This window comes from Kitasatospora purpeofusca, assembly GCF_036010405.1.
Classification (GTDB): Bacteria; Actinomycetota; Actinomycetes; order Streptomycetales; family Streptomycetaceae; genus Kitasatospora; species Kitasatospora purpeofusca.
This window is the reverse complement of record NZ_CP108561.1, coordinates 3,463,989-3,485,650: the sequence shown is the minus strand read 5'-3', so window position 1 is coordinate 3,485,650 and position 21,662 is coordinate 3,463,989. Positions and strand designations below refer to the sequence as shown.

Annotated in this window: 21 protein-coding genes; 6 read left to right on the top strand and 15 right to left on the bottom strand. The window is 74.8% G+C overall.

What is annotated here, in order from left to right; translation table 11 throughout:
• Positions 1-128: 128 nt before the first annotated feature.
• The gene (locus OG715_RS15155) at positions 129-602 is read right to left on the bottom strand and encodes a MarR family winged helix-turn-helix transcriptional regulator (protein WP_078880288.1); all 474 of its coding nucleotides are present in this window, start codon (positions 600-602) and stop codon (positions 129-131) included.
• 81 nt (positions 603-683) lie between these two features.
• Here OG715_RS15155 and OG715_RS15150 point away from each other — a divergent pair, with 81 nt between their 5' ends.
• Together OG715_RS15150 and OG715_RS15145 are read left to right on the top strand one after the other, a co-directional pair.
• The gene (locus OG715_RS15150; RefSeq protein WP_266269286.1) at positions 684-1,727 is read left to right on the top strand and encodes an NADP-dependent oxidoreductase; all 1,044 of its coding nucleotides are present in this window, start codon (positions 684-686) and stop codon (positions 1,725-1,727) included.
• Positions 1,728-2,085: 358 nt separating this feature from the next.
• Positions 2,086-2,580, top strand: coding sequence for a DUF3145 domain-containing protein (locus OG715_RS15145; RefSeq protein WP_266269285.1), 495 nt, complete (start codon positions 2,086-2,088; stop codon positions 2,578-2,580).
• A gap of 100 nt (positions 2,581-2,680) precedes the next feature.
• Here the strand turns inward: OG715_RS15145 and fabF are convergent, their stop codons facing one another.
• The 5 genes from fabF to OG715_RS15120 form a co-directional block, all read right to left on the bottom strand.
• Positions 2,681-3,946, bottom strand: coding sequence for a beta-ketoacyl-ACP synthase II (fabF, locus tag OG715_RS15140; protein WP_266269284.1), 1,266 nt, complete (start codon positions 3,944-3,946; stop codon positions 2,681-2,683).
• 143 nt (positions 3,947-4,089) lie between these two features.
• Positions 4,090-4,332, bottom strand: coding sequence for an acyl carrier protein (locus OG715_RS15135; protein WP_030310143.1), 243 nt, complete (start codon positions 4,330-4,332; stop codon positions 4,090-4,092).
• A gap of 79 nt (positions 4,333-4,411) precedes the next feature.
• Complete coding sequence (locus OG715_RS15130; RefSeq protein WP_266269283.1) at positions 4,412-5,446, bottom strand: beta-ketoacyl-ACP synthase III; 1,035 nt, start codon at positions 5,444-5,446, stop codon at positions 4,412-4,414.
• Complete coding sequence (locus OG715_RS15125; protein ID WP_266269282.1) at positions 5,443-6,390, bottom strand: ACP S-malonyltransferase; 948 nt, start codon at positions 6,388-6,390, stop codon at positions 5,443-5,445. The genes OG715_RS15130 and OG715_RS15125 overlap by 4 nt, the downstream gene beginning before the upstream one ends.
• Before the next feature lie 90 nt (positions 6,391-6,480).
• Complete coding sequence (locus OG715_RS15120) at positions 6,481-7,677, bottom strand: PucR family transcriptional regulator (protein ID WP_266271678.1); 1,197 nt, start codon at positions 7,675-7,677, stop codon at positions 6,481-6,483.
• A gap of 215 nt (positions 7,678-7,892) precedes the next feature.
• On the opposite strand from OG715_RS15120, the gene OG715_RS15115 reads away from it, so the two are divergent.
• Positions 7,893-8,669 carry a pirin family protein gene (locus OG715_RS15115; protein WP_266269281.1) on the top strand — a complete coding sequence of 259 codons (777 nt, stop codon included), beginning with the start codon at positions 7,893-7,895 and terminating at the stop codon, positions 8,667-8,669.
• Positions 8,670-8,730: 61 nt separating this feature from the next.
• Here OG715_RS15115 and OG715_RS15110 read toward each other — a convergent pair whose 3' ends face one another.
• Positions 8,731-9,564, bottom strand: a complete 834-nt coding sequence (locus OG715_RS15110; RefSeq protein WP_266269280.1) for a serine hydrolase domain-containing protein — start codon at positions 9,562-9,564, stop codon at positions 8,731-8,733.
• 105 nt (positions 9,565-9,669) lie between these two features.
• Here OG715_RS15110 and OG715_RS15105 point away from each other — a divergent pair, with 105 nt between their 5' ends.
• Entirely contained in the window at positions 9,670-10,125 is a 456-nt protein-coding gene (locus tag OG715_RS15105) for a MerR family transcriptional regulator (RefSeq protein ID WP_266269279.1), read from the top strand.
• A 40-nt stretch (positions 10,126-10,165) separates the two neighbouring features.
• Here OG715_RS15105 and OG715_RS15100 read toward each other — a convergent pair whose 3' ends face one another.
• Positions 10,166-10,756, bottom strand: a complete 591-nt coding sequence (locus OG715_RS15100) for a TIGR03086 family metal-binding protein (RefSeq protein ID WP_266269278.1) — start codon at positions 10,754-10,756, stop codon at positions 10,166-10,168.
• A gap of 101 nt (positions 10,757-10,857) precedes the next feature.
• Between OG715_RS15100 and OG715_RS15095 the strand changes: the two genes are divergently transcribed.
• Entirely contained in the window at positions 10,858-11,838 is a 981-nt protein-coding gene (locus OG715_RS15095) for a helix-turn-helix transcriptional regulator (protein WP_266269277.1), read from the top strand.
• A gap of 55 nt (positions 11,839-11,893) precedes the next feature.
• Here OG715_RS15095 and OG715_RS15090 read toward each other — a convergent pair whose 3' ends face one another.
• From OG715_RS15090 to OG715_RS15065, 6 genes are all read right to left on the bottom strand, one after another.
• Positions 11,894-13,105, bottom strand: a complete 1,212-nt coding sequence (locus OG715_RS15090) for an alpha/beta hydrolase (RefSeq protein ID WP_266269276.1) — start codon at positions 13,103-13,105, stop codon at positions 11,894-11,896.
• Between the two features lie 264 nt (positions 13,106-13,369).
• A complete protein-coding gene (locus OG715_RS15085) occupies positions 13,370-14,620 on the bottom strand; it encodes an acyltransferase family protein (RefSeq protein ID WP_266269275.1) in 1,251 nt (416 codons plus the stop codon).
• Positions 14,621-14,724: 104 nt separating this feature from the next.
• Entirely contained in the window at positions 14,725-15,861 is a 1,137-nt protein-coding gene (locus OG715_RS15080) for an alpha/beta hydrolase (RefSeq protein ID WP_266269274.1), read from the bottom strand.
• Positions 15,862-16,042: 181 nt separating this feature from the next.
• A complete protein-coding gene (locus OG715_RS15075) occupies positions 16,043-16,717 on the bottom strand; it encodes a response regulator (protein ID WP_266269273.1) in 675 nt (224 codons plus the stop codon).
• Between the two features lie 23 nt (positions 16,718-16,740).
• Positions 16,741-18,105 (bottom strand): sensor histidine kinase, encoded by a 1,365-nt coding sequence (locus OG715_RS15070; RefSeq protein WP_266269272.1) that lies wholly within the window; start codon positions 18,103-18,105, stop codon positions 16,741-16,743.
• Between the two features lie 90 nt (positions 18,106-18,195).
• Complete coding sequence (locus OG715_RS15065) at positions 18,196-18,861, bottom strand: TetR family transcriptional regulator (protein WP_266269271.1); 666 nt, start codon at positions 18,859-18,861, stop codon at positions 18,196-18,198.
• A gap of 214 nt (positions 18,862-19,075) precedes the next feature.
• Between OG715_RS15065 and OG715_RS15060 the strand changes: the two genes are divergently transcribed.
• Positions 19,076-20,680, top strand: coding sequence for an MFS transporter (locus OG715_RS15060; protein WP_266269270.1), 1,605 nt, complete (start codon positions 19,076-19,078; stop codon positions 20,678-20,680).
• Between the two features lie 114 nt (positions 20,681-20,794).
• Here OG715_RS15060 and OG715_RS15055 read toward each other — a convergent pair whose 3' ends face one another.
• Entirely contained in the window at positions 20,795-21,595 is an 801-nt protein-coding gene (locus tag OG715_RS15055) for a hypothetical protein (RefSeq protein ID WP_266269269.1), read from the bottom strand.
• Between the last annotated feature and the right edge of the window lie 67 nt (positions 21,596-21,662).

Below are 21,662 nucleotides of genomic sequence, written 5' to 3'. Positions count from 1 at the left end.
CGTTCTGGGATCCCACCCGGTCGCCGGTCGGCGGGCGGGTGCCTCGTCTTCGAACGTTAGACGTTTCGGGGGAGTGTTCGGTTACCTTCGATCGGCGGACAACTCGGGGGCCCGTGCTGTGATGCTGCTCACGCGCCGGGGCCGGTGGCGCCGGTGAGCATCCGGCGGAGCAGGTCGCGCAGCTGGGTCCGCTCCTCGGAGTCGAGCGCGGCGAGCGGCTCGCGGGCGAAGTTCAGCGACTCGCGGAGCTCCTCGGAGGCGCCCGCCCCGGTCTCGGTGGCGGCGACCAGCTTGACCCGGCGGTCCTGCAGGTCGGGCTGGCGGGTGACGAAGCCGCGGGTCTCCAGCCGGTCCACGATGCCGGTGATGTTGGAGGGCTCGCAGCTGAGCGTCTGGGCGATCTGGCGCATGGGCATCGGGCCGCGCCGCAGCAGCGCGAGGACCTTGGCCTGCGCTCCGGTGAGCGAGCGGGCGGCTGCCGCCTCCTCGTACTCGCGGTGGAAGAGCGCGACCAGGTTGGCCATGAGATCGACGACCTCGCGGGTGATCTCGTCGGTCTGCGGTGCGGTGGCCCGGGTCGGCTGGGTGTCCATGGTTCCCATCATACCTGAACAGTTGACAACGTGAACCTTTCATGCCCATTGTTACTTCACCGACTCAACCTTTTATGTGGGGAGATCATCATGGCCGCCGAGCAGACCGCCGCTCCGGAAGCCCCCGCCACCGCCCGCGAGTGGCACCTCGCCGCCCGCCCCGAGGGCTGGCCCGTCCCGACCGACTTCGCCCTGGTCGAGGCGCCGGTCCGGACCCCGGGTCCGGGCGAGATCCTGGTCCGCAACACGGACCTGTCGGTCGACCCCTACATGCGGGGCCGGATGAACGACGCGAAGTCCTACATCCCGCCGTTCAAGCTCGGCGCGGCCATGGACGGCGGCGCCGTCGGTTATGTCGTGGCCTCGGAGGCCGAGGGCTTCGCCCCGGGCGACGCGGTGCTGCACGGGCTCGGCTGGCGCGAGTACGCCACCCTGCCCGCGACGCACGCGGTCAAGGTGCCGGAGATCGAGGGCGTTCCGCTCTCCGCCTACCTCGGCGTGCTCGGCATGCCCGGCCTGACCGCCTACGCGGGCCTGCTCGCCGTCGGCGCCCTCAAGGAGGGCGACCGGGTCTTCGTCTCCGGAGCGGCCGGCGCGGTCGGTTCGCTCGTCGGCCAGATCGCGAAGCTCAAGGGCGCCTCGCTGGTGGTCGGTTCGGCCGGCTCGGCGGAGAAGGTCGACCGGCTGACCAAGGAGTTCGGCTTCGACGCCGCCTTCAACTACAAGGACGGCCCGGTCGGCGAGCAGCTCGCCGAGGTCGCCCCGGAGGGCATCGACCTCTACTTCGACAACGTCGGCGGGGAGCACCTGGAGGCCGCGATCAACGCCCTGGGCGTACACGGCCGGGCCGTGCTGTGCGGCGCCATCGCCCACTACAACGACACCGCCGCCGCCCCCGGCCCGCGCAACCTGATGCAGGTCATCGGCAAGCGGCTGCGCCTGGAGGGCATCCTGGTCGGCGACCACGACGGGCTCCGCCCGCAGTTCGTCGCCGAGGTGGGCGGCTGGCTCCAGGAGGGGAAGCTGCGCTCCGAGGAGACCGTGGTGGACGGCTTCGGGAACGCCGCCCAGGCCTTCCTGGACATGCTGCGCGGTGCCAACACCGGCAAGATGGTGGTCCGGCTGAAGGGCTGACGCCCCGTCGGCTCCCGCTCCCGCCTCGCACCGGCCACCGCCGGTGCGAGGCGGTTTGCGTACCCGGCGGAGGGGATCCGGCCGCACTACCGCATTCCGGCCGGATCCGAAAGTGCGTCAGCACCGCTGCGGGGAGGCGCGGTACGGTGGTCCCGCCTGGCGATGGGGCCGTTCGGGGGAGAGATCCCACCGGGGGGTGGACCTCGTTGCGGATTCGACTAGCATTGAGCGAAAGCCTGTCCGTTTTGCTCAATTTAGTGGCTTAATGTCGGCTAACGTGGGTAACTGTGGATCAACTACGGGCACGAACGCGAGGCAGCTGGGGAAGGCGACCCTCGTCCACAGCCTGGAGGTCCCGGTGACGACACGTGGAGTCCTGTACGTCCACTCCGCGCCCCGCGCGCTGTGCCCGCACGTCGAGTGGGCCGTCGCGGGGGTGCTCGGGGTGCGGGTGAGCCTGGACTGGATCCGCCAGCCGGCCGCGCCCGGACACTGGCGCGCCGAGCTCTCCTGGCAGGGCGAGCCCGGCACGGCCTCGAAGCTCGCCTCCGCGCTGCGCGGCTGGCAGCTGCTGCGGTACGAGGTCACCAGCGAACCCTGTGCCACGGCCGAGGGCGAGCGCTACAGCAGCACGCCCTCGCTCGGCATCTTCCACGCCGTCACCGGCATCCACGGTGACATCCTCATCCCCGAGGACCGGCTGCGCGCCGTCCTGCTGCGCTCCCGCAGCGAGGGGTCGGACCTCGAGGCCGAGATCGCCATGCTGCTCGGCAAGCCCTGGGACGACGAGCTGGAACCCTTCCGCTACGCGGGCGAGGGCGCCCCGGTGCGCTGGCTGCACCAGGTGGTCTGACCGGCCGCGGGACGACGACGAGGAGGGGCCGGCGCTCAGTACGAGCGCCGGCCCCTCCTCGTCGAACGAAGGTCCGGGTGCGGGCCCGGGCCCGGCCGGGTCAGCGGGAGCGGAAGGCCAGCACCACGTTGTGGCCGCCGAAGCCGAACGAGTTGTTCAGCGCCGCGATCCGGCCCTCGGGCAGCTTGCGGGCCTCGCCGCGGACGATGTCCGCGTCCACGTCGTCGTCCAGCTCCTCGACGTTGATGGTCGGCGGGGCCAGGCGGTGGTAGAGGGCCTGCACGGTGGCGACGGTCTCGATGCCGCCGGCGCCGCCCAGCAGGTGGCCGGTCATCGACTTGGTCGCCGAGATGGCGATGTGGTCGAGCTCCTCGCCCAGCTCCTTGCGGAGCGCCTTCAGCTCGGCGGTGTCACCCTGCGGGGTCGAGGTGGCGTGCGCGTTGACGTGCACGATCTCGGCCTTGTCGAGCTGGTTGCGCTCGAACAGGTCGGCCAGCGCGCGGGCCACACCGGCACCGGTCGGCTCGGGCTGGGCGATGTGGTGGGCGTCCGAGGACAGGCCCTGGCCCACCGCCTCGCAGTAGATGCGGGCACCGCGGGCCTCGGCGTGCTCCACGGACTCCAGCACGACCACGCCGGCGCCCTCGCCGAGCACGAAGCCGTCCCGGCCCTTGTCGTACGGGCGGGAGGCGCGCTGGGGGTCGTCGTTGTTCTTGGACATCGCCATCATGTTGGCGAACGCGGCGATCGGCAGCGGGTGGATCGCCGCCTCGGTGCCGCCGGCCACCACGACGTCGGCGCGGCCGTTGCGGATCATCTCGATCGCGTAGCCGATCGCCTCGGCGCCGGAGGCGCAGGCGGAGACGGGGGTGTGCACACCCGCGCGGGCGCCGACCTCCAGGCCGACGTTGGCCGCCGGGGAGTTGGGCATCAGCATCGGGACGGTGTGCGGGGAGACCTTGCGGGCGCCCTTCTCCTTCAGCACGTCGTACTGGTCGAGCAGGGTGGTGACGCCGCCGATGCCGGAGGCGATCACGGCGCCCAGGCGCTCGGGCGCCAGCTTGGAGGACTCGTCGGTGGCCGGGGTCTCGAAACCGGCGTCGGCCCAGGCCTCGCGGGCGGCGATCAGCGCGAACTGCGCCGAGCGGTCCAGCTTGCGGGCCAGCGGACGGGGGAGGATCTCGCCCGGCTCGACGGCGGTGCGCGCGGCGATCCGGACGGGCAGCTCGGCGGCCCACTCCTCGGTCAGGACAGCCACCCCGGAGCGCCCGGTGAGCAGGTTCTCCCAGGTGGTGGCGGCGTCGCCGCCCAGCGGCGTGAAGGCGCCGATACCCGTGACGACCACGGTACGGTTTTCAACGGTCACTGGATCTTCTTCTCTCACGTTCGTGCGGGGGGTCGGCGGCGGGCCGAATGTGGGCCCGGCCGGGCGCCCGGTGGGCGTCCCGGCCGGCGGGTCGGCCGACCCGGTGGAGTCGGCCGATCTCAGGCATCGACGGAGTCGACGGCTCAGGCGTTGGTGAGGATGTAGTTCACCGCGTCGCCGACGGTCTTCAGGTTCTTGACCTCGTCGTCCGGAATCTTGACGTCGAAGCGCTCCTCGGCGGCCACGACGACCTCGACCATGGACAGCGAGTCGACGTCCAGGTCGTCGGTGAAGGACTTGTCGAGCTCGACGTCCTCGGTCGGGATGCCGGCGATCTCGTTGACGATCTCGGCGAGACCTTCCAGAACCTCGTCCTTGGTAGCCATACTGGCTGCTCCTCTTCGGTGTTGAATGCGGCCGCCCGGCGGACGGACGCAGGTTTGTGGTGGATCGGGCGGAAAACGCCTAGGGGAGCGTAACGACCGCGGCGGCGTACACGAGACCCGCCCCGAACCCGATGATCAGTGCGAGGTCCCCGCTGCGGGCCTCACCGCTCTCCAGCATGCGTTCCATCGCGAGCGGGATGGAGGCCGCCGAGGTGTTGCCGGTCTCCGCGATGTCGCGGGCGACCGGCACCGACTCGGGCAGCTTGAGGGCCTTGATCATGGCATCGGTGATCCGCATGTTGGCCTGGTGCGGGATGAACGCGCCGAGCTGGTCGGCGGTGATCCCGGCGGCGTCCAGCGCCTGCTGGGCCACCTTCGCCATCTCCCAGACCGCCCAGCGGAAGACCGTCTGGCCCTCCATCCGCAGCGCCGGCCACTTGGTCTCCTCGCCGGCGCCGTTGATGGCGTCCTGCTTGGCGAAGGCGGTGTCCCAGGCCTCGGTCTGCGAGATGACGTCCTTCTGCGAGCCGTCCGAGCCCCAGACGACCTTGCCGATGCCCGGCGTGTCGGACGGGCCGACGATCGCGGCGCCGGCGCCGTCGCCGAAGATGAACGCGGTCGAGCGGTCCGAGGTGTCGGTGAGGTCGCTGAGCCGCTCCACACCGATCACCAGCACGTACTCGGCGCTGCCGCCGCGCACCATGCCGTCGGCCAGGCCCAGGCCGTAGCCGAAGCCGGCGCAGGCGGCCGAGATGTCGAAGGCCGGGGCGGTGCCGCAGCCGAGCCGCTCGGCGATCTCGGTGGCGACGGCCGGGGTCTGCTTGAGGTGCGAGACGGTCGCGACGATCACGCCGCCGATCCGCGCCGGGTCGATCCCGGCCTGGGCGATCGCCTTGCCGGCGGCCTGCACCGACATCTCGGCGACGGACTCCTCCGGACCGGCCCAGCGGCGCTCGGCGATCCCGCTGCGGGTGCGGATCCACTCGTCCGAGGACTCGATCCAGGTCAGCACCTCGGCGTTCGGGATCACCCGGACCGGCCGGTAGCCGCCCACACCGTGGATGCGCGAGTACTGCGCACCGGTGACGGGGCGGATCTGGGGGGTGTTGCTCATGCCTGCTCCTGCTCCTGACCGCCGTGCTCCGCGACCAGGGCGCGTGCCTTGTCCAGGTCGGCGGGGGTCTTGAGGGCAAGCGTCGCCACACCCTTGAGGTTGCGCTTGACCAGTCCGGTGAGGGTGCCCGCCGGGGCGAGCTCGATGACGGCGGTCGCACCCAACTGCTGGATGGTCTCCATGCAGAGGTCCCAGCGGACCGGGTTGGACACCTGCGACACCAGTCGGCTCAGCACCTCGGCACCGGAGGCGACCACCTGGCCGTCCTGGTTGGAGACGTAGGCGACCTCGGGGTCGGCGACCGTCAGGGTCGGGGCCAGCTTGGCCAGCCGCTCGACGCCGGGGGCCATGTGGGAGGTGTGGAAGGCACCGGCCACCTTCAGCGCGACCAGTCGGGAGCCGGCCGGCGGGTCCGCGCGCAGCGCGTCCAGCTGCGGCAGGGTGCCGGCCGCGACGATCTGGCCGCCGCCGTTGTTGTTGGCCGCGGTCAGGCCGTGCTCGGCCAGCTTGGCCGCGACCTCCTCGGCGTCGCCGCCGAGCAGGGCGAGCATGCCGGTCTCGGTGGCCGCGGCGGCCTCGGCCATGGCCAGGCTGCGCTCGCGGACGAAGGTGAGGGCGTCGTGGGCGCTCAGCACCCCGGCGCCGGCGGCGGCGGTGATCTCGCCGACGCTGTGGCCGGCGACGGCGCCGACCAGCCCGCGGGCGGCGTTCTCGTCCGGGAACAGCGCGCGGGCGGTCACCAGGCCGGCGGCGACCAGCAGCGGCTGCGCGACGGCGGTGTCCTTGATCTCCTCGGCGTCCGCCTCGGTACCCGCGCGCACAAGGTCGAGCCCGGCGACCTCGGACCAACCGCGGAGGCGGTCGGCGACGCCGTCGAGCTCCAGCCAGGGGCTGAGGAAACCGGGGGTCTGGGCACCCTGTCCAGGGGCGACGATTACGAGCACGGTTCAACCCTCTCTCGCCAGGCGCCCGGGGGCGGGTAGGCGACGGTAACGAAGAAAAGCATCCGGGATTGTAAGGTCCCTACAGCGTGGTCAGTTCGACTCTCCGGTGGCGGTGAGCCGCCCCAGCGCCAGTGCGATACGCAGGGTGAAGGCCGAACGCACGTCGGAGGGAGCGTAGCCCGTGACGTCGGTCACACGTCGGAGCCGGTAGCGCACCGTGTTGGGGTGGACGAAGAGCATTCGGGCGGCGCCCTCCAGCGAGGAGGCCTGCTCCAGGTAGACACTCAAGGTCTCCAGGAGTGCCGAACCGGCCTCGTCCAGCGGTGTGTAGATCTCCTCCACCAGCTGGCGCCGGGCCGCCTGGTCGCCCGCGAGGGCCCGCTCCGGCAGCAGATCGTCCGCCAGCACCGGCCGCGGCGCGTCCGGCCAGGCCGCGCAGGCCCGCAGGCCGGCCGCGGCGGCGTGCGCCGAGCGGGTCGCCGACAGCAGGTCGGGCACGGTCGGGCCGACCACCACCGGACCGGCCGCGAACTGGCCGATCAGCGCCCGGGCCGCGTGCACCGGCTCCTTGTCACCGCCCACCACGACCACCAGGCGCTTGCCCAGCACCCCGGTCAGGACGTGCAGCTTGGCGTACCTGGCGGCCCGTCGGATCGCCTCCACCACCAGCTCGCTGTCGCCGTCCGGGGCGGAGCCCATCACCACCCGGACCTGGCTGGGCTGGCCCCAGCCGAGCGCGGCGGCCCGGGACAGCACACCCTCGTCGGCGTCGCCGGAGAGCAGCGAGTTGACCACCAGGGCCTCCAGCCGGGCGTCCCAGGCCCCCCGGGCCTCGGCGGCCTGGGCGTACACCTGGGCGGTGGCGAAGGCGATCTCCCGGGCGTAGACCAGCACCGACTCGCGCATGTCGGCCTCGTCGCCGGGGGCGGCCACCTCCTCGATCGCCTCCTCCATCACCTCGATGGTGGTGCGGATCAGCTCGACGGTCTGGCGCAGGGTGATCGCCCGGGTCAGCTCGCGCGGGGCGGTGCCGAAGACGTCGGTGGAGATCGCCTGCGGGGCGTCCGGCTTGCGGTACCACTCGGTGAACGCGGCGATACCGGCCTGGGCGACCAGGCCGATCCAGGACCGGTGCTCCGGCGGCATCCGCCGGTACCAGCCGAGCTGGTCGTCCATCCTGGCGATCGCGGCGGAGGCGAGCTTGCCGGAGGACTTCTCCAGCCGCTTGAGGGTCGCGGCCCGGCGCTCGGCGCGGTCGGCGGCGAGCCGGCGCTCCTGCGCGGTCAGGCGCGGTGCCGCCCGCCCGGGCCGGTCTCTCCCGGCACCGGAGGTCGGGCTCTTCCCGTTCCGGTCGGGGGCGGTCGGATCGCTCTTGGAGTTCGCGGAGGCGGCTGGCACAGGGACAAGACTGCCTCACCGGAGTGACTGCTCGTGCACAGGCCCCTGCGGACCGGCGGAGTGGTGGCGGTCGCACCCGCCGGAGCCGGCACTACGGTGGGGCCGTGACCGATGCCCCAGCCCGCCCCAGGGCCGATCTCCGCCGTACCGCCGAGCGTTACCTCTCGACCCCCGCCGAGGGCGTCGAGACCCGGCACGCGTTCTCCTTCTCCGGGCACTACGACCCGAGGAACACGCACTTCGGGGCCCTGCTCGCGTGCAATGAGGAACAGCTCGCCCCCGGCGCCGGGTTCGACGAGCACAAGCACCGGGACACCGAGATCCTCACCTGGGTGCTGGAGGGCGCGCTGGCCCACCGGGACTCGCACGGGCACAGCGGGGTGGTGCGGCCCGGCATGGTCCAGCACCTGGGCGCGGGCTCCGGCGTCAGCCACACCGAGCGCAACGTCGGCGGCGCCGAAGGGCCGGTCCGCTTCGTCCAGATGTGGCTCCAGCCGGACGTCCTCGACGCTCCGCCGGTGTACGGGCTGCGCGGGGTGGAGCGGGCGGCCGACGGGTTGACGCTGCTCGCCTCCGGGCTGGCGCGGGACGCCGGCTCGGAGGCGCTGCGGCTGCGGCGCGGGGACGCCGCGCTGTGGCTGGTGACCGCCGGGCCGTGGCAGCCGCTGCCGGTGCTGCCGGCCGCCGCCTACCGCTACGCGCACCTGACGGCGGGCTCGCTCGGCTACCGGACGGTGCCCGGGCCGCAGGGCGGCGGCCGTTCGATGGTGCCCGGCGACAGTGTGCGGATCACCGGGGACGCCTTCGCGGCGCCGACGGCCGGCGAGGCCGGTGCGGAGCTGCTCCTGTGGGAGATGCACTCGCCGGTCTCGTACGGCTGACGGCGCCGCCGAAGCTGTACTGCTTCCGTACTGCTTCCGTACTGTCGCCGGACTGCCGCCGTCAGCCCCGGAGTTCGGCGAGGACGGCGTCGGAGAGCACCGGCCAGACCTCGGCGGCCCACGGGCCGAAGTCGAGGTCGGTGAGCGCGACGCAGGCCACCCCGGCCTCCGGGTCCACCCACAGGAAGGTGCCGGACTGGCCGAAGTGGCCGAAGGTCGCCGGGGAGTTGGCGGTGCCGGTCCAGTGCGGGGCCTTGCCGTCGCGGATCTCGAAGCCGAGGCCCCAGTCGTTCGGCCGGCGGTGGCCGAAGCCGGGCAGCACGCCGCCGGTGCCCGGGAAGGCCACCTCGCGGGTCGCCGCGCGCAGGGTGCCCGGGTCGAGCAGCTTGGGCGACTGCAGTTCGGCGGCGAACCGGGCCAGGTCGGCGACGGTCGACAGGCCGCCGGCCCCGGCGGGGGTGCGGTGCGCGGTGTTGATCAGGGTGGCGTGCATGCCGAGCGGCTGGAACACCGCCTCGGCGGCGTACCGGCCGAACTCGATGCCCGCCGCCTCCTCCAGGGTCCGCGCCAGCACGTCGAAGCCGGCGTTGGAGTAGAGCCGGCGGTTGCCGGGCTCGGCCATCACCCGGTGCTCGTCGAAGGCCAGGCCCGAGGTGTGGGCCAGCAGGTGCCGGACGGTCGAACCCTCGGGCCCGGCCGGGTCGTCCAGCTCGAAGACGCCCTCCTCGACCGCGACCAGCACCGCGTACGAGGTGAGCAGCTTGGTCACCGACGCCAGCGGGAACAGGTGCTCCTGCGGCCCGTGCGCACCCAGCAGCGCGCCGTCCGCGCCCCGTACGACGGCCGCCGCCGCGTGCGGTACCGGCCAGGTCTCGATCTTCCGCAAGCTCTCCATGGGCCGACTCTAACCAAACCGCCCGGCGCGCCGGGATGGCAGGCTTGGTCCGACCGCACTCCACGGCGCCGGTGGCGTCGGCACGTTCAGCACGGGGGGACCGACATGACCGTACTCGCGGCGATCGAGGCCGGACTGCGCACCTGCGGCGAGGTGTTCCGGGAGCCGCTCGGCGCGCCGGACCGGACGCCCCGGCACACCATCGGCGAGGTGTCGGCGGCCAGCGGGCTGACCGCGCACACCCTGCGCTGGTACGAGCGGATCGGCCTGCTGGACCCGGTCGACCGCTCGGCCTCGGGCCAGCGCCGGTACAGCGACGGGGACCTGCACCGGCTGGCCTTCCTCGGGCGGCTGCGGCTGACCGGGATGCCGGTGGCGGACATGCTGCGGTACGTGGAGCTGGCCCGCCAGGGCGACCGGACCTCCGCCGACCGGCGCGATCTGCTGCTCGCCCACCGGGAGGAGGTGCGGCAGCGGATCGCGGACCTGCACGCGACGCTGGCCGTGCTCGACCACAAGATCGACCTGTACGACGGCCGGATCGCGCGGCGGGAGCCGTGAGGCGGTGGGCGGGAGCAGGGGCGGGGGCGGGGCGGGGGCCTCAGACCTCCCGGCCGAGGTACGCGGCGAGCCGGGTGTACGGGCCGGCCCCGTCGGGGGCGGTCCTGACCGGGCCGAACGGCACCGCGCCGCCGCGCGGTTCGGCCGGCAGCACGGCCAGGGCGATCCCCAGCGCGGCCTCGGCCAGCCGCTCGTCCAGTCGCCCGTCCAGCGGGGGGTCGGTGTCGAGCGCGCGGGCGATGTCCCAGGCGTGGGTCGCGGTCTCCAGGACGTAGCCGCCGACCGCGGCCCGGCCGGGCACCTCGCCCCAGGGCGCGGAGGTCGGGCGGTCGAGCTTGGCATCCTCGGCCCAGGCGGCGGTCACCCGGGCCCGGGCCCGGCCGAGGGCGGCCGGCCAGCCGTCGTCGGGGAGTTCGCCGGTCGCGGCCGCGACGTCCTCGCAGTGGCCGCCCTCGCCCATGTAGGCGAGCCGGTGGACGCCGCCGACCACGTGGCCGAGCAGGGTCCGAAGGTCGTACTCGGTGCACGGGGTGGGCCGGTCCAGGGTCTCCGGGGCGGCCTCGGCGATCAGCTTCTCCAACTGGTCGAGGGCGAGCAGGTACAGCGGGCGCGGGTCCTGGGTGGTGTCCATGGGAACGTTCGACTCCAGTGGTGCGGAAGGTTTTGCGGTACGGAGGCAATCTCCCGGTAAAACCTGACAAGCACCGTCATGATTTCTGGGATCCTCGGGGCATGAAGGCCGACCGCCTGCTCTCGATCCTGCTGCTGCTCCAGACCCGCGGCCGGGTGCCCGCCACCGAACTGGCCGAACGGCTGGAGGTGTCGGTGCGCACCATCTACCGCGACGTCGAGGCGCTCTCGACCGCCGGTGTGCCCGTCTACACCGAACGCGGCCGGCACGGCGGCATCAGTCTGCTGCCCGGCTACCGCACCGACGTCAGTGGCCTGACCGCCGACGAGGCGCGCGCCCTGTTCGTGCTGTCCGCCCAGGGCGCGCACAGCGACCTCGGGCTGGACGGCGCGCTGGGTTCGGCGCTGCGCAAGGTGATGGCCGCGCTGCCCGCCCCGCACCGGCCCGGCGCCGAGCGGATCAGCGAGCGGATCCTGGTCGACCCGGCGCGCTGGCTCCAGGCCGGTGCCGCGCCCGGACCCGACCTCGGCGAACTGCAGTACGCCGTGTTCGCGGACCGGCGCCTGCGGCTGCGCTACCGGCACAGCGGCTCGCCCGCCCCGGCGGAGTACACCGTGGACCCGTACGGCCTGGTCAGCAAGGCCGCCGTCTGGTACCTGGTGGCCGACCTGCGCGGGGAGCCGCGGCTGTTCCGGGCCGACCGGGTGCTGTACGCGGAGACCGCGGAGGAGTCGGTGCGCCGACGGCCGGGAGTGGGGCTCGGCGACGTCTGGACGGTGCTGCGCGAGCAGGTGGAGCGGCTGCCCAAGGAGCTGACGGTGAAGGTGCGGGTGCGGCGCGGGCGGCTGGACATGTTCGTCCGGATCCACGGGGCCCGGCTCGCCGCTCCGCCACCGGAGGGCGGGGGCGGTGCGCCCGAGGAGTGGGTCGAACTCGCGCTCGGCTTCCAGTCGTTGCCGGCCGTGCGGGCCCTGCTGGCGTTCGGCGCGGACGCCGAGGTGCTCCACCCGCCGGCCGCCCGCCGGGAGATGGCGCGCACCGCCGCCGACGCCGTCCGGCTGTACCGGCCGGACTCGGTCTGACACGGGGCGGTCCGGGCCTGACGCGGGGCGGTCCGGGGGCCGGGGGCCTCGGACCTCAGGCCTCGGGGGCCGGGCGGAGCACGTCCTGGTCCCGGCCGAGGGCGACGGCGCCGAAGTTGTACAGGCTGTCGGTGCCGGTCGCGAAGTAGCCGTTGTGGCCGGAGGACCGGGCCGAGGAGAGCCGCTCGGAGCCGAAGTCCACCGAGGTCGGGTCGGCGCCGTGGCCGAGTCCGCCGACCTCCAGGTACGGCACGTTGCCGATCCAGTCGGTCTCGTTGCGGGTCGCCCAGACCCGCACCCCGCCGCCCAGCTCGGAGCGGCTCTCCACGCCCATGCCGGGGGAGCCGAAGACCACCATGTCGGTGACCCCGCCGGTGTCGGACGGGGAGCCTCCCGCCCGGGGGATGTCCGGCGCGGCCGTGCCGCAGACCACCGAGCCGTAGGAGTGGCAGAACAGCGCGGGCGGCGCCTGCGGGCGGGTGGTCTCCTTCAGCCCGGCGAGCAGGCGGCGCAGCCGGGGCGCGCCGACGTCGGCGAGCCGGGAGGTGACCGCGTCCGGGCCGAGGCCGGAGGGGGTGACGTAGCCGGTCCAGGCGACGACGGCGGTGCGGGAGCCCGGAGCCTGCCGGTGCTCCTCCTCGTACAGCGCGCGGGCCATCCCGGCGGGGGAGCGGAGCGGTTCCACGGCCTGGTCGAAGTGGCCGAGGTCGGCGTCCGAGCCGGGGACGAGCACGGCGATCCGGTCGGCGGTCCCGAGGTCTCCCCAGACCTCGGTCAGCAGGCCCCGGCCGCGCGGGTCAAAGGCGAGGATCTGCCGGCCGGCGGCGAGCAGGCTCTGCACGTCGTTGGCGCGGGAGACGGCCAGCGCGCGCTGGTCCCGGTCGAGCTTCGGGTCGTCGGCGCGGGCCCGGGCGTGGTCGCGCTCGGCGGCCAGCGCCACCCGGTTGGCCCGGTAGCGCAGGGCGAGCGGCGCGCCGTCGTAGTTGCCGACGACCAGCGGGTAGGCCGCGACCAGCCGGTCGGTCGCGGCCGGGGAGAGCCGGTCGAAGAACTCGGCGGCGGCGGCCGGCGCGGTGGTGGCCGGGTCGGGCAGGTCCTGGCCGTAGGAGTGGTCCTCGACCCAGGCGGCGCTGCCGGCCGGCGGCGTGGAGATGGCCAACTGCTCGGTGGCGGCGGCGGCCTGGGCGGCTGCCGCACCGGCGTCGGCGAGGACGGCGGCGCCCGCGAAGGCGCCGATCAGGACGTGCTTCCACCGTCGACGGCGCATCGTCTCAGCTCCCAGAGAGTCCCGTCACCGATCCCGGACGGGGCCCGAGGGTGGTACGACTGCCAACTTTCAGCGCAAGCCTAGGGGTCCGGAGCGGCGCCCGGACCGCCTTAAACTGTGGGATGGATCACATGAACGCGGGGTGTCCCGTAGGGGTTTCGGTCGTTGGCGCGGAAATCGGCGGCTGCGGACCGGTTCGTCCCCCCGGCCGGCTCCCCGACCGGCCCGCGCCGCCGCCCGCCCGCAGGCCCCGGGGCCGTGCGTTCAGACCACGCCGAGCGCGTACGCGGCGAAGAACGCCGCCGCCGCGCCGGCCGCCGCCTTGGCCGGCCGGGAGAGCGCCGTCCACGGGCCGTCGAACCGGCGGGTGAACCACCCGATCCCGATCAGCACCGCGCCGAACAGCGGCAGCAGGGCCAGTCGCAGCGCCACCCAGCCGAGCGAGTCCGGTGCCACCGTCAGCCCGGGCACCTCGCCGAAGGCGGCCGCGCCCGGCACCGCGACGGCGAGCATCGCGCTCTGGTGCCAGCAGAAGATCGTCATCGCGGAGAGGTTGACCGCCACCACCGGCAGCCACAGCAGCGGACGGCCGGCCAGCAGCCGGCCGAGCCGGTCGCGCAGCAGCACCGCCGCGCCGCACTGGACCGAGGCCAGTGCCAGCACCAGCAGGGACGGCGGGTGCGAGTTGGTCCGGGCGGCGCCCGGGACCCCGACCATCGACGCCGGGTAGTGGAACACCAGCAGCAGCGCCGCGAACAGCACCGCGCCCCCGGCCAGCAGCAGCCGCGCCGCCGGACGGCCCAGCCGGCCCCCGGCCCAGAGCGCGCCCAGCTGGTAGCCGAACAGCCAGCCCGGCAGGATGTTCAGCAGTCCGACCCAGGACGGCACCGACTCGGCCCACGGCCCGTAGCGCAGCAGGTCGACCGCGGCGACCGCGACCAGCGGCAGGCCGGCGGACCAGCCGCCCAGCCGGCGGGCGGCGGCCGCGCAGAGCGGGGTGAGCGCGGTCAGTCCGAGGTAGACCGCGATGTACCAGAGCGGCTGCACCACCAGCGTGGACCCGGTCCGGACGGTGTCGGCGGGCACGCCGAGGCGCGGCAGCAGCGGGATCAGCAGGGCCCAGACGGCGGCCACCCCGAGCACCGGGCGGAGCAGTCGCACCGCCCGGCCGCGCAGCCAGCCGGCCGTGCCGGTGCCGCGGGCCCGGGCGCGCTCCAGCGAGCGGACCGCGGAGTACCCGCCGACCAGGAAGAACACCCCGAGCAGTTGCAGCCCCCAGCTGGCCGGGGCGAAGAAGCCGAGCGCGGGCGAGGACAGCGGGCTGGCGTTGTGCAGGGCGCCGTCGGCGGAGCGGGTGAAGCCGCCGAGCAGCCAGTGGCCGACCGGGACGGCGAGCAGGGCCAGGGCGCGCAGGCCGTCCAGCGCGCGGTCGCGGCTCTCGGGAGTGCGGGCGTCCACCTGGCGGGCGGCGCGGCGCAGGGGCGCCAGCAGGGGGGTGGGCAGGGGTCCGGACATGACGGGGTCTCCGTTCGCGGGGTGCGGCGCGGCGGTCGGGGGCGGAAGAAGGGGGACGGCTCGGTGGCCGGTGGCCGGTGGCCGGTGGCCGAGGGGCCGAGGGCTCAGCGGCCGAGGGCGAGCTCGGCGAAGGCGGCCAGCGAGGCCGTGCCCGGGGCGAAGTAGCCGGTGTGGCCGTGCGAGCCGGTGGACGGCAGCGGCCGGGCGCCGAAGGTCGGGTCGGTCGGGTCGGCGCCGTGGCCGAGGCCGAACAGCCGGACGAACGGCACCCTGCCGATCCAGTCGGAGTCGTTGCGGGCGGTGGCCCAGAGCGGGACGCGCGGGTCGAGTTCGGCGGCCGAGCCGACGCCGAGGCCGGGCGAGCCGAGCACCACCACACCGGAAGCCAGGTCCGGGCCCGGCGCGGCCAGCCCGCACACCACCGAGCCGTAGCTGTGGCAGAACACCGTGGGCGGGGCGTCCGGGCGGGTGCTGACGGCGAGTCCGTCCAGCAGCCCGGTCAGCCGCCCGGCGCCGGCCCGGGCCAGCTGCTCGGTGGCGGCGTCCGGGCCCAGGCCGAGCGGGGTGGTGTAGCCGGCCCAGGCGATCACTGCGGTCCGTCCGCCGGTCGCCCCGGACAGGGCGCGGGCCATGCCGACCGGGGTGCCGTACGGGTCGCCGGCGCGGTCGAAGGTGCGCAGGTCGATGTCGGAGCCGGGGACGACCACCGCGACCCGGGCGGCGGTGGCGAGGTCGCCGAACACCTCGGCGACCAGGCCCCGGCCGCGCGGGTCGAAGGCCAGGAACCGGCGCGGACCGCCGGGCGCCGACCCGTCGAGCAGGGCGCGGCAGCGCTCCGCGCGCTCCCGGGCGGCGGCGTGGTCCTGCGGGGTGAGCGCCGGGTCGGCGGCCCGGGCCGCGGCGCGGTCGCGTTCGGCGGCGATCGCCCGGGCGTTGGCGCGCAGCCGCAGCTCGACGGGCGCGCCGTCCAGGTTGCCGACCACCAGCGGGTGGCGGACGGCCAGCGCCTCCTGGGCGGCGGGCGGCAGCCGGGCGAAGAAGGCGGCCACCTCGGTGGGGCGGGCGGTGGCCGGGTCGGGCAGCGGCAGGCCGAGGGTGGTATCGGCGACCCACTCGGTGCTGCCGGGCGGCGGCCCGGTCACCGCCCGCTCGCCGCCGGCGGCCCAGCCGCCCACGCCCAGCGCCGCGACCAGTGCCAGCGCGGTGGCCGCCAAGGCGCGCCGGATTCGCTGCTTCCCCATGTCCGTTCCCTCCCGGGCCGTTCGGCTTCGACAGGAGGGGACGGTAGGAACGAGGTGGCCCCGCGGACGTCACACCGCAGGGCCAACTCCCGGGTGCTACCCGGGTATCAGGAGGTTCTCCCCCGGGGGAGAACCCCACCCCGGGCCTGGGGAGAGCCCTGCGGTGCTTCGGCGGCGGGCGTCACTGCCCGGGCGTCACCAGGCCGGACTCGTAGGCGAGCACCACCGCCTGGGCGCGGTCGCGCAGGTCCAGCTTGGCCAGGATCCGGCCGATGTGGGTCTTCACGGTCTGCTCGGCGAGGACCAGTCCGGCGGCGATCTCCTGGTTGGACAGGCCGCGGGCGATCAGCTCCAGCACCTCGGTCTCACGCGGCGTCAGGCCGTTGAGCCGCAGCTTCGGGTCCCGGCGCCGGGCCGGCCGGGTGCGGGCGAAGTCCTCGATCAGCCGGCGGGTCACCGAGGGCGCGAGCAGCGCCTCGCCGGCCGCCACCACCCGGACGGCGGCGATGAGGTCGGCCGGCGGCGCGTCCTTGAGCAGGAAGCCGCTGGCGCCGGCCCGCAGCGCCTCGTAGACGTAGTCGTCGACGTCGAAGGTGGTGAGCATCAGCACCTTGGGGCGGTGGGCGCCGGGCACGGCCGGGTCGAGCAGTCGCCGGGCGGCCTCCAGACCGTCCATGACCGGCATCCGGACGTCCATCAGCACGACGTCCGGATGGGTGCGGCCGCTGACCTCCAGGGCCTGCGCGCCGTCCGCCGCGTCCCCCACCACGTCGATGTCGCTCTGCGCGCCCAGCAGGGCGGCGAATCCGGCCCGTACCATCGCCTGGTCGTCGACGATGATCACGCGGATGGTCATACGGTGCACTCCCCGGGGGCGTTCTACGGTCCGGCCGGGGTCCCGTCCGGACCGGGGGACGCGGTGCCGTTCGGCCGGCCGTCCTGCGACCGAGTATCCGTCAGACCGGTGACGGGCAGCACGGCGGCCACCCGGAAGCCGCCGTCCGCCAGCGGGCCGGTGTCCAACTGCCCGCCCAGCAGCCGGACCCGTTCGCGCATGCCGACCAGCCCGTGGCCGGTGCCCTCGGCCGAGCCCTCCAGCGACTCGGTGCGCTCCGGCGGGGCCGCGTTGACCACGGTGACCAGCAGGGACTCCCCGGTGGCGGTCAGCGAGACCCAGGCCCTGGCGCCCGGGGCGTGCCGGACCACATTGGCCAGCGCCTCCTGGACGATCCGGTGGACGGAGAGGCCGACGGCCGGGGGCAGCGCGTCGTCCGTCAGCTCCGGGTCGAGGGCGAGCTCGGCCGCCACCCCGGCCCGGCGCACCGTGTCGACGAGCTGGGCCAGCTGGCCGATCCCCGGCTGGGGCGCCGTCTCGGCGCCGGAGTCCTCGCTGCGCAGCACGCCGAGCAGCCGCCGCATCTCGGTCAGCGACTCGCGGGCCGTCCCGGCGATCGCGGTGAACTCCTCCGCCGCCTCGTCCGGGACCCCGGCGATCCGGTACGGCGCGCTGGCCGCCTGCACGGCGATCACCGACATGTGGTGGGCGACCACGTCGTGCAGTTCGCGGGCGATCCGGGCGCGCTCCTCCAGCAGGGTGCGGCGCTCGCGCTCGGCCTCGCTGATGTGCTCCTGCTCCGCGAGCCGGCGGGCGGCCTCGGCGCGCTCGCGCAGCGCCCCGCCGAGCACCAGGACGGCGCCGGTCAGGGCGGTGGCGAGCAGGCTGTTGTCGCCGCCGAACCGGTCGGTGAAGCCCAGCAGGGACATCGTCAGGCTGGCCGCCGCGGTCGTCAGCCAGACCGCGACCAGGGTCCGCCGGGGCTCGCGCAGGGCCAGCGGCAGCATCAGGAGGAGGTGGCCGACCAGGACCGGTGGCGGCCACGGCCAGGGGCCGGTGGGGCCGGTGCCGACGGTGAGGACCGCCAGCGCGGTCAGCAGGTCGGCGCCGCCGATCATCCACCAGGCGGGCAGCGGCCGGGTGAGGGCGAGCAGCAGCGGCACCGTCTGGGCGACCGAGAGGGCGGCGGCCAGGCCGACGGAGATCCCGTAGTCCTGGCTGAGCACGTTGATCCCGCTGGGCAGCAGCGAGGCGATCGCGGCCACGGCGGCGAGGTAGGGCAGGCGGCGGACCCAGCGGCGCGGGGACTGGCCCAGCAGCGGGGTGTGGTCCGCGGCGGGGCGGGTCAGCGGGGCGAGCAGCGCGCGCACCGGACCGGCCGGGGCGGGCCCGGCGAACGGCTTGATCATCCGGTCAGCCTAGGGCGGGCGGGGGCGGCCGGGCGTCCCCCCGGAGTGCCGCGTCCCGGGTAGTACTCAGGTAGGGGGCGGGCCGGTGGCTCAGGAGCGCCAGTCGCCGACCAGGGCCGGGCCGAGCTGGTCCAGGTGGCGGTCGATCAGCGCGATCATGCCCTCCGGGCCGATGTCCTCCCGGTCGGAGGTCCAGGACAGGTGGGCGGCGCGCAGCACGGCGCCGAACGCGGCGGCGAGGACGGCGGGCCGCAGGTCCTCGGCCGGGTCGAGGCCCTCGCGCTCGGCGAGCACCCGGATCACCACGCGCTCCTGCTCGGCGACCCGCCGCAGGTGGGCGGCGAGCAGGGTGGGGGTGTCCTCGATCATCCGGATGAGCTCCAGCGCGGCGTTGACCGAGCACGGTCCGGTGGGGTGGGCGGAGCCGCGCTCGCGCCAGGAGCCGACGATCGCGGCCCGCAGCGCCCGCAGCGGGCCCTCCTCGGCGGGGCGGGCCCGCAGCAGCTCGATGAAGTGGTCCTCGGCCTCGGCGAGGACGGCGAGGGCGACCTCGTCCTTGTTGGCGAAGTAGCGGAAGAAGGTGCGCTGGGAGACGTCGACCGCGGAGGCGATCTCGTCGACGGTGGTGCTGGCGAAACCCTGCCCGAGGAACAGCCGGTGCGCGGCCTCGATGAGGGCCTCCCGGGTGCGCTGCTTCTTCCGCGCGCGCAGCCCGGGCTCCGGGGCGGCGGCGGGAGGAGCGGACTGAGCGGCCATGGCGGGCGCCTTCCGGAGGGTGATCGGGCTGGTGTTCCGGAGGCTACTGTAGCCCTCTGACAAATGGCAGAAGGCAGCAGAAGGCAGTGTTTGCCGAATGTCAGCTGCTGACATAATCTGCCGGAGTGGCGCCCCTCGGGCCGGGTACTCGTGGGGACGGGTGGGCCGGGGCGCCACGACCATGTCCGTCCGCAGTCAGCCCCGGAGGGCCCAGATGAGTCAGTCCCTCACCAAGAGCGCCGAGGCGGGCACACCGCCGTCCGGCACTTCGCCGGGTGGGAGGAGCCTCCAGGGACACCCCTGGCTGACCCTGCTCACCGTCGCCGTCGGCGTGATGATGGTCGCCCTGGACGGCACGATCGTCGCCATCGCCAACCCGGTGATCCAGGCCGACCTCAACGCCGCGCCCTCCGAGATCCAGTGGGTGACCAGCGGCTACCTGCTGGCCCTCGCGGTCTTCCTGATCACGGCCGGCAAGATCGGCGACCGGTTCGGCCACAAGAGCACCTTCCTGGTCGGCGCGGTCGGCTTCGCCGCCACCTCGGCCGCGATCGGCTTCGCCGGCAACATCCAGACCGTGATCGCCTGCCGCGTGCTCCAGGGCCTGTTCGGCGCACTGCTCCAGCCGGCCGCGCTCGGCCTGCTGCGCGGGGCCTTCCCGGCCGCGAAGCTCAACATGGCGATCGGCATCTGGGGCGGCGTGATCGGCGCCTCCACCGCGGCCGGCCCGATCGTCGGCGGCCTGCTGGTCGAGCACGTCAGCTGGGAGTCGGTGTTCTTCATCAACATCCCGGTCGGCCTGCTGGCGCTGGGCCTCGGCCTGTGGATCCTCAAGGACGTGCGGGCCGAGAACGCCGCCAGGTCCTTCGACATCCCCGGCATCGTGCTGCTCTCGGTGGCGATGTTCGCGCTGGTCTTCGGCATCATCAAGGCCCCCGAGTGGGGCTGGGGCGACGCCTCCACCCTGCTCCTGCTGGGCGGCGCGGTGGTGCTGATGGTGCTCTTCGCGCTCTGGCAGGGCAAGGCCCGCGAGCCGCTGGTCCCGCTCGCGCTGTTCCGCTCGGTGCCGCTGTCGGCAGGCGTCCTGCTGATGGCCCTGATGGCCTTCGCCTTCTTCGGCGCGATCTTCTTCGTGACCTTCTACCTGCAGAACGTGCACGGCATGTCGCCGGTCCAGGCGGGCGTCCACCTGCTGCCGATGACCGCCATGATGATCGTCGGCTCGCCGGTGGCCGGCATCGCGATCGGCAAGCTCGGCCCGCGCGTCCCGATCGTGGGCGGCATGCTGATCACCACCGTCGCGATGTTCGGCATGTCCACCCTGGACGCCGGCTCGGGCAACGGCGTGATGGCGCTCTGGTTCGTGCTGATGGGCCTGGGCATCAGCCCGGTCATGGTCGGCGCCACCGAGGTCATCGTCGGCAACGCGCCGATGGAGCTGTCCGGTGTCGCCGGCGGCCTCCAGCAGTCGGCGATGCAGGTCGGCGGCAGCCTCGGCACCGCCGTGCTCGGCGCGCTGATGGCCGCCAGGGTCACCGACGTGCTGCCCGGCAACTGGGCCGGCGCGGGCCTGCCCCCGGTCGAGCCGGGCCAGGCCGAGGGCCTCAACCAGGCCGCCCAGCTGGGCATCGCCCCGCCCGCCCCGGCCGGCACTCCGCAGCAGGTGGTCGACGCGATGGCCGGCGCCGTCCACGACTCCTTCGTCAGCGGTATGTCGCTGGCCTTCGCGGTCGCCTCGGTGGTCGCCTTCGCGGCCGCCGTGCTCGGACTGCTGACCCGGCGCGGCACCACCGAGGCCGGGCCCGCCGTCCACATCTGACCAGCCCGCCCCGTGCCCCCGCCGGGCACCGGCCCCGGACCGTTCCCGCGGTCCGGGGCCGGTGGCTTTCCGGGGCCGGGGCCCGGTGGCCTCGCGGCGTCAGGAGGTGGGGCGTCAGGAGGTCGGGCAGTCCAGCGACGGGTCGGTCTCGGCGGCGGCCCAGCAGGCCTCGGCCCGCCGCCAGTACTCCTCCTCGGAGAGCGTGGCGGAGGGGCTCGGCGTGGGCAGCACCTGGCTGGGGCCGAAGTGGCCGCCGCTGCCGGCACCGCCGGTGCCACCGGCGGGCGGGGGAGTCGGGGTCCGGGTCGGGCCGGGCGCCGCGGTGGCGGCCCCGACGTCGCCGGTCCCGCCCGCTCCGGCGGCCCCGCCGGCCCCGCCGGTCCCACTGGTCCCACTGGTCCCACCGGCGCCGCCGGTCGGCGGGACGGCCGGTGCGGTCGGCCCGGTGGCCGGTGCGGTGGGCGGAGGTGTCGCCCCGGCCCGGTCCGGGGCGGTTGCCGACGCCGGTGCCGACGCGGTCGGGCCGGGCCTGCCCGCCGGGACCTCGGCGGCGACCAGCCCGAGGGCCGGTCCGGCCGGGGTGCCGGGCGCCGCAGGGGCGCCGGGAGCGGTGGCGGAGGAGTCGCCCGGTTCGGCCGGCCCGTCCGGTGCGGTCGGCGGCGCGGACGTCCCGGGCGCGGGACCCTCGGCAGCCGCCGGTCCTCCGGGCCCGGCGGACTCGGCCGGTCCGGGCACGGTTCCCGGCGCCGCGGGCACCGGCACAAGTTCGACCACGACCCGGTCCGAGGCGGCCGGCAGCGCCACCGACGGCCCGCCGATCTCCTCCGGAGCGGGCAGCAGCTGGGACAGCAGGGCGCCGGTCGTCACCCCGACCAGCACCGCCAGGGGAAAGGCCCCCGACCTAGGTGTGCGCACCGTGCCCGGCCCCCTCCCCCTCGCCCCCTCGGGACACCTTAAGGGTGACTCTCGGGAAGGTTAAGAG

Excerpts from the sequence above, each read along its gene's own strand:
- OG715_RS15080 (WP_266269274.1), bottom strand. The coding sequence starts at position 15,861 with ATGGGGAAGCAGCGAATCCGGCGCGCCTTGGCGGCCACCGCGCTGGCA.
- OG715_RS15070 (WP_266269272.1), bottom strand. The coding sequence starts at position 18,105 with ATGATCAAGCCGTTCGCCGGGCCCGCCCCGGCCGGTCCGGTGCGCGCG.
- OG715_RS15155 (WP_078880288.1), bottom strand. The coding sequence starts at position 602 with ATGGGAACCATGGACACCCAGCCGACCCGGGCCACCGCACCGCAGACC.
- OG715_RS15085 (WP_266269275.1), bottom strand. The coding sequence starts at position 14,620 with ATGTCCGGACCCCTGCCCACCCCCCTGCTGGCGCCCCTGCGCCGCGCC.
- OG715_RS15105 (WP_266269279.1), top strand. The coding sequence starts at position 9,670 with ATGACCGTACTCGCGGCGATCGAGGCCGGACTGCGCACCTGCGGCGAG.
- OG715_RS15075 (WP_266269273.1), bottom strand. The coding sequence starts at position 16,717 with ATGACCATCCGCGTGATCATCGTCGACGACCAGGCGATGGTACGGGCC.
- OG715_RS15150 (WP_266269286.1), top strand. The coding sequence starts at position 684 with ATGGCCGCCGAGCAGACCGCCGCTCCGGAAGCCCCCGCCACCGCCCGC.
- OG715_RS15100 (WP_266269278.1), bottom strand. The coding sequence starts at position 10,756 with ATGGACACCACCCAGGACCCGCGCCCGCTGTACCTGCTCGCCCTCGAC.
- OG715_RS15095 (WP_266269277.1), top strand. The coding sequence starts at position 10,858 with ATGAAGGCCGACCGCCTGCTCTCGATCCTGCTGCTGCTCCAGACCCGC.
- OG715_RS15110 (WP_266269280.1), bottom strand. The coding sequence starts at position 9,564 with ATGGAGAGCTTGCGGAAGATCGAGACCTGGCCGGTACCGCACGCGGCG.
- OG715_RS15065 (WP_266269271.1), bottom strand. The coding sequence starts at position 18,861 with ATGGCCGCTCAGTCCGCTCCTCCCGCCGCCGCCCCGGAGCCCGGGCTG.
- OG715_RS15130 (WP_266269283.1), bottom strand. The coding sequence starts at position 5,446 with ATGAGCAACACCCCCCAGATCCGCCCCGTCACCGGTGCGCAGTACTCG.
- OG715_RS15135 (WP_030310143.1), bottom strand. The coding sequence starts at position 4,332 with ATGGCTACCAAGGACGAGGTTCTGGAAGGTCTCGCCGAGATCGTCAAC.
- OG715_RS15090 (WP_266269276.1), bottom strand. The coding sequence starts at position 13,105 with ATGCGCCGTCGACGGTGGAAGCACGTCCTGATCGGCGCCTTCGCGGGC.
- OG715_RS15060 (WP_266269270.1), top strand. The coding sequence starts at position 19,076 with ATGAGTCAGTCCCTCACCAAGAGCGCCGAGGCGGGCACACCGCCGTCC.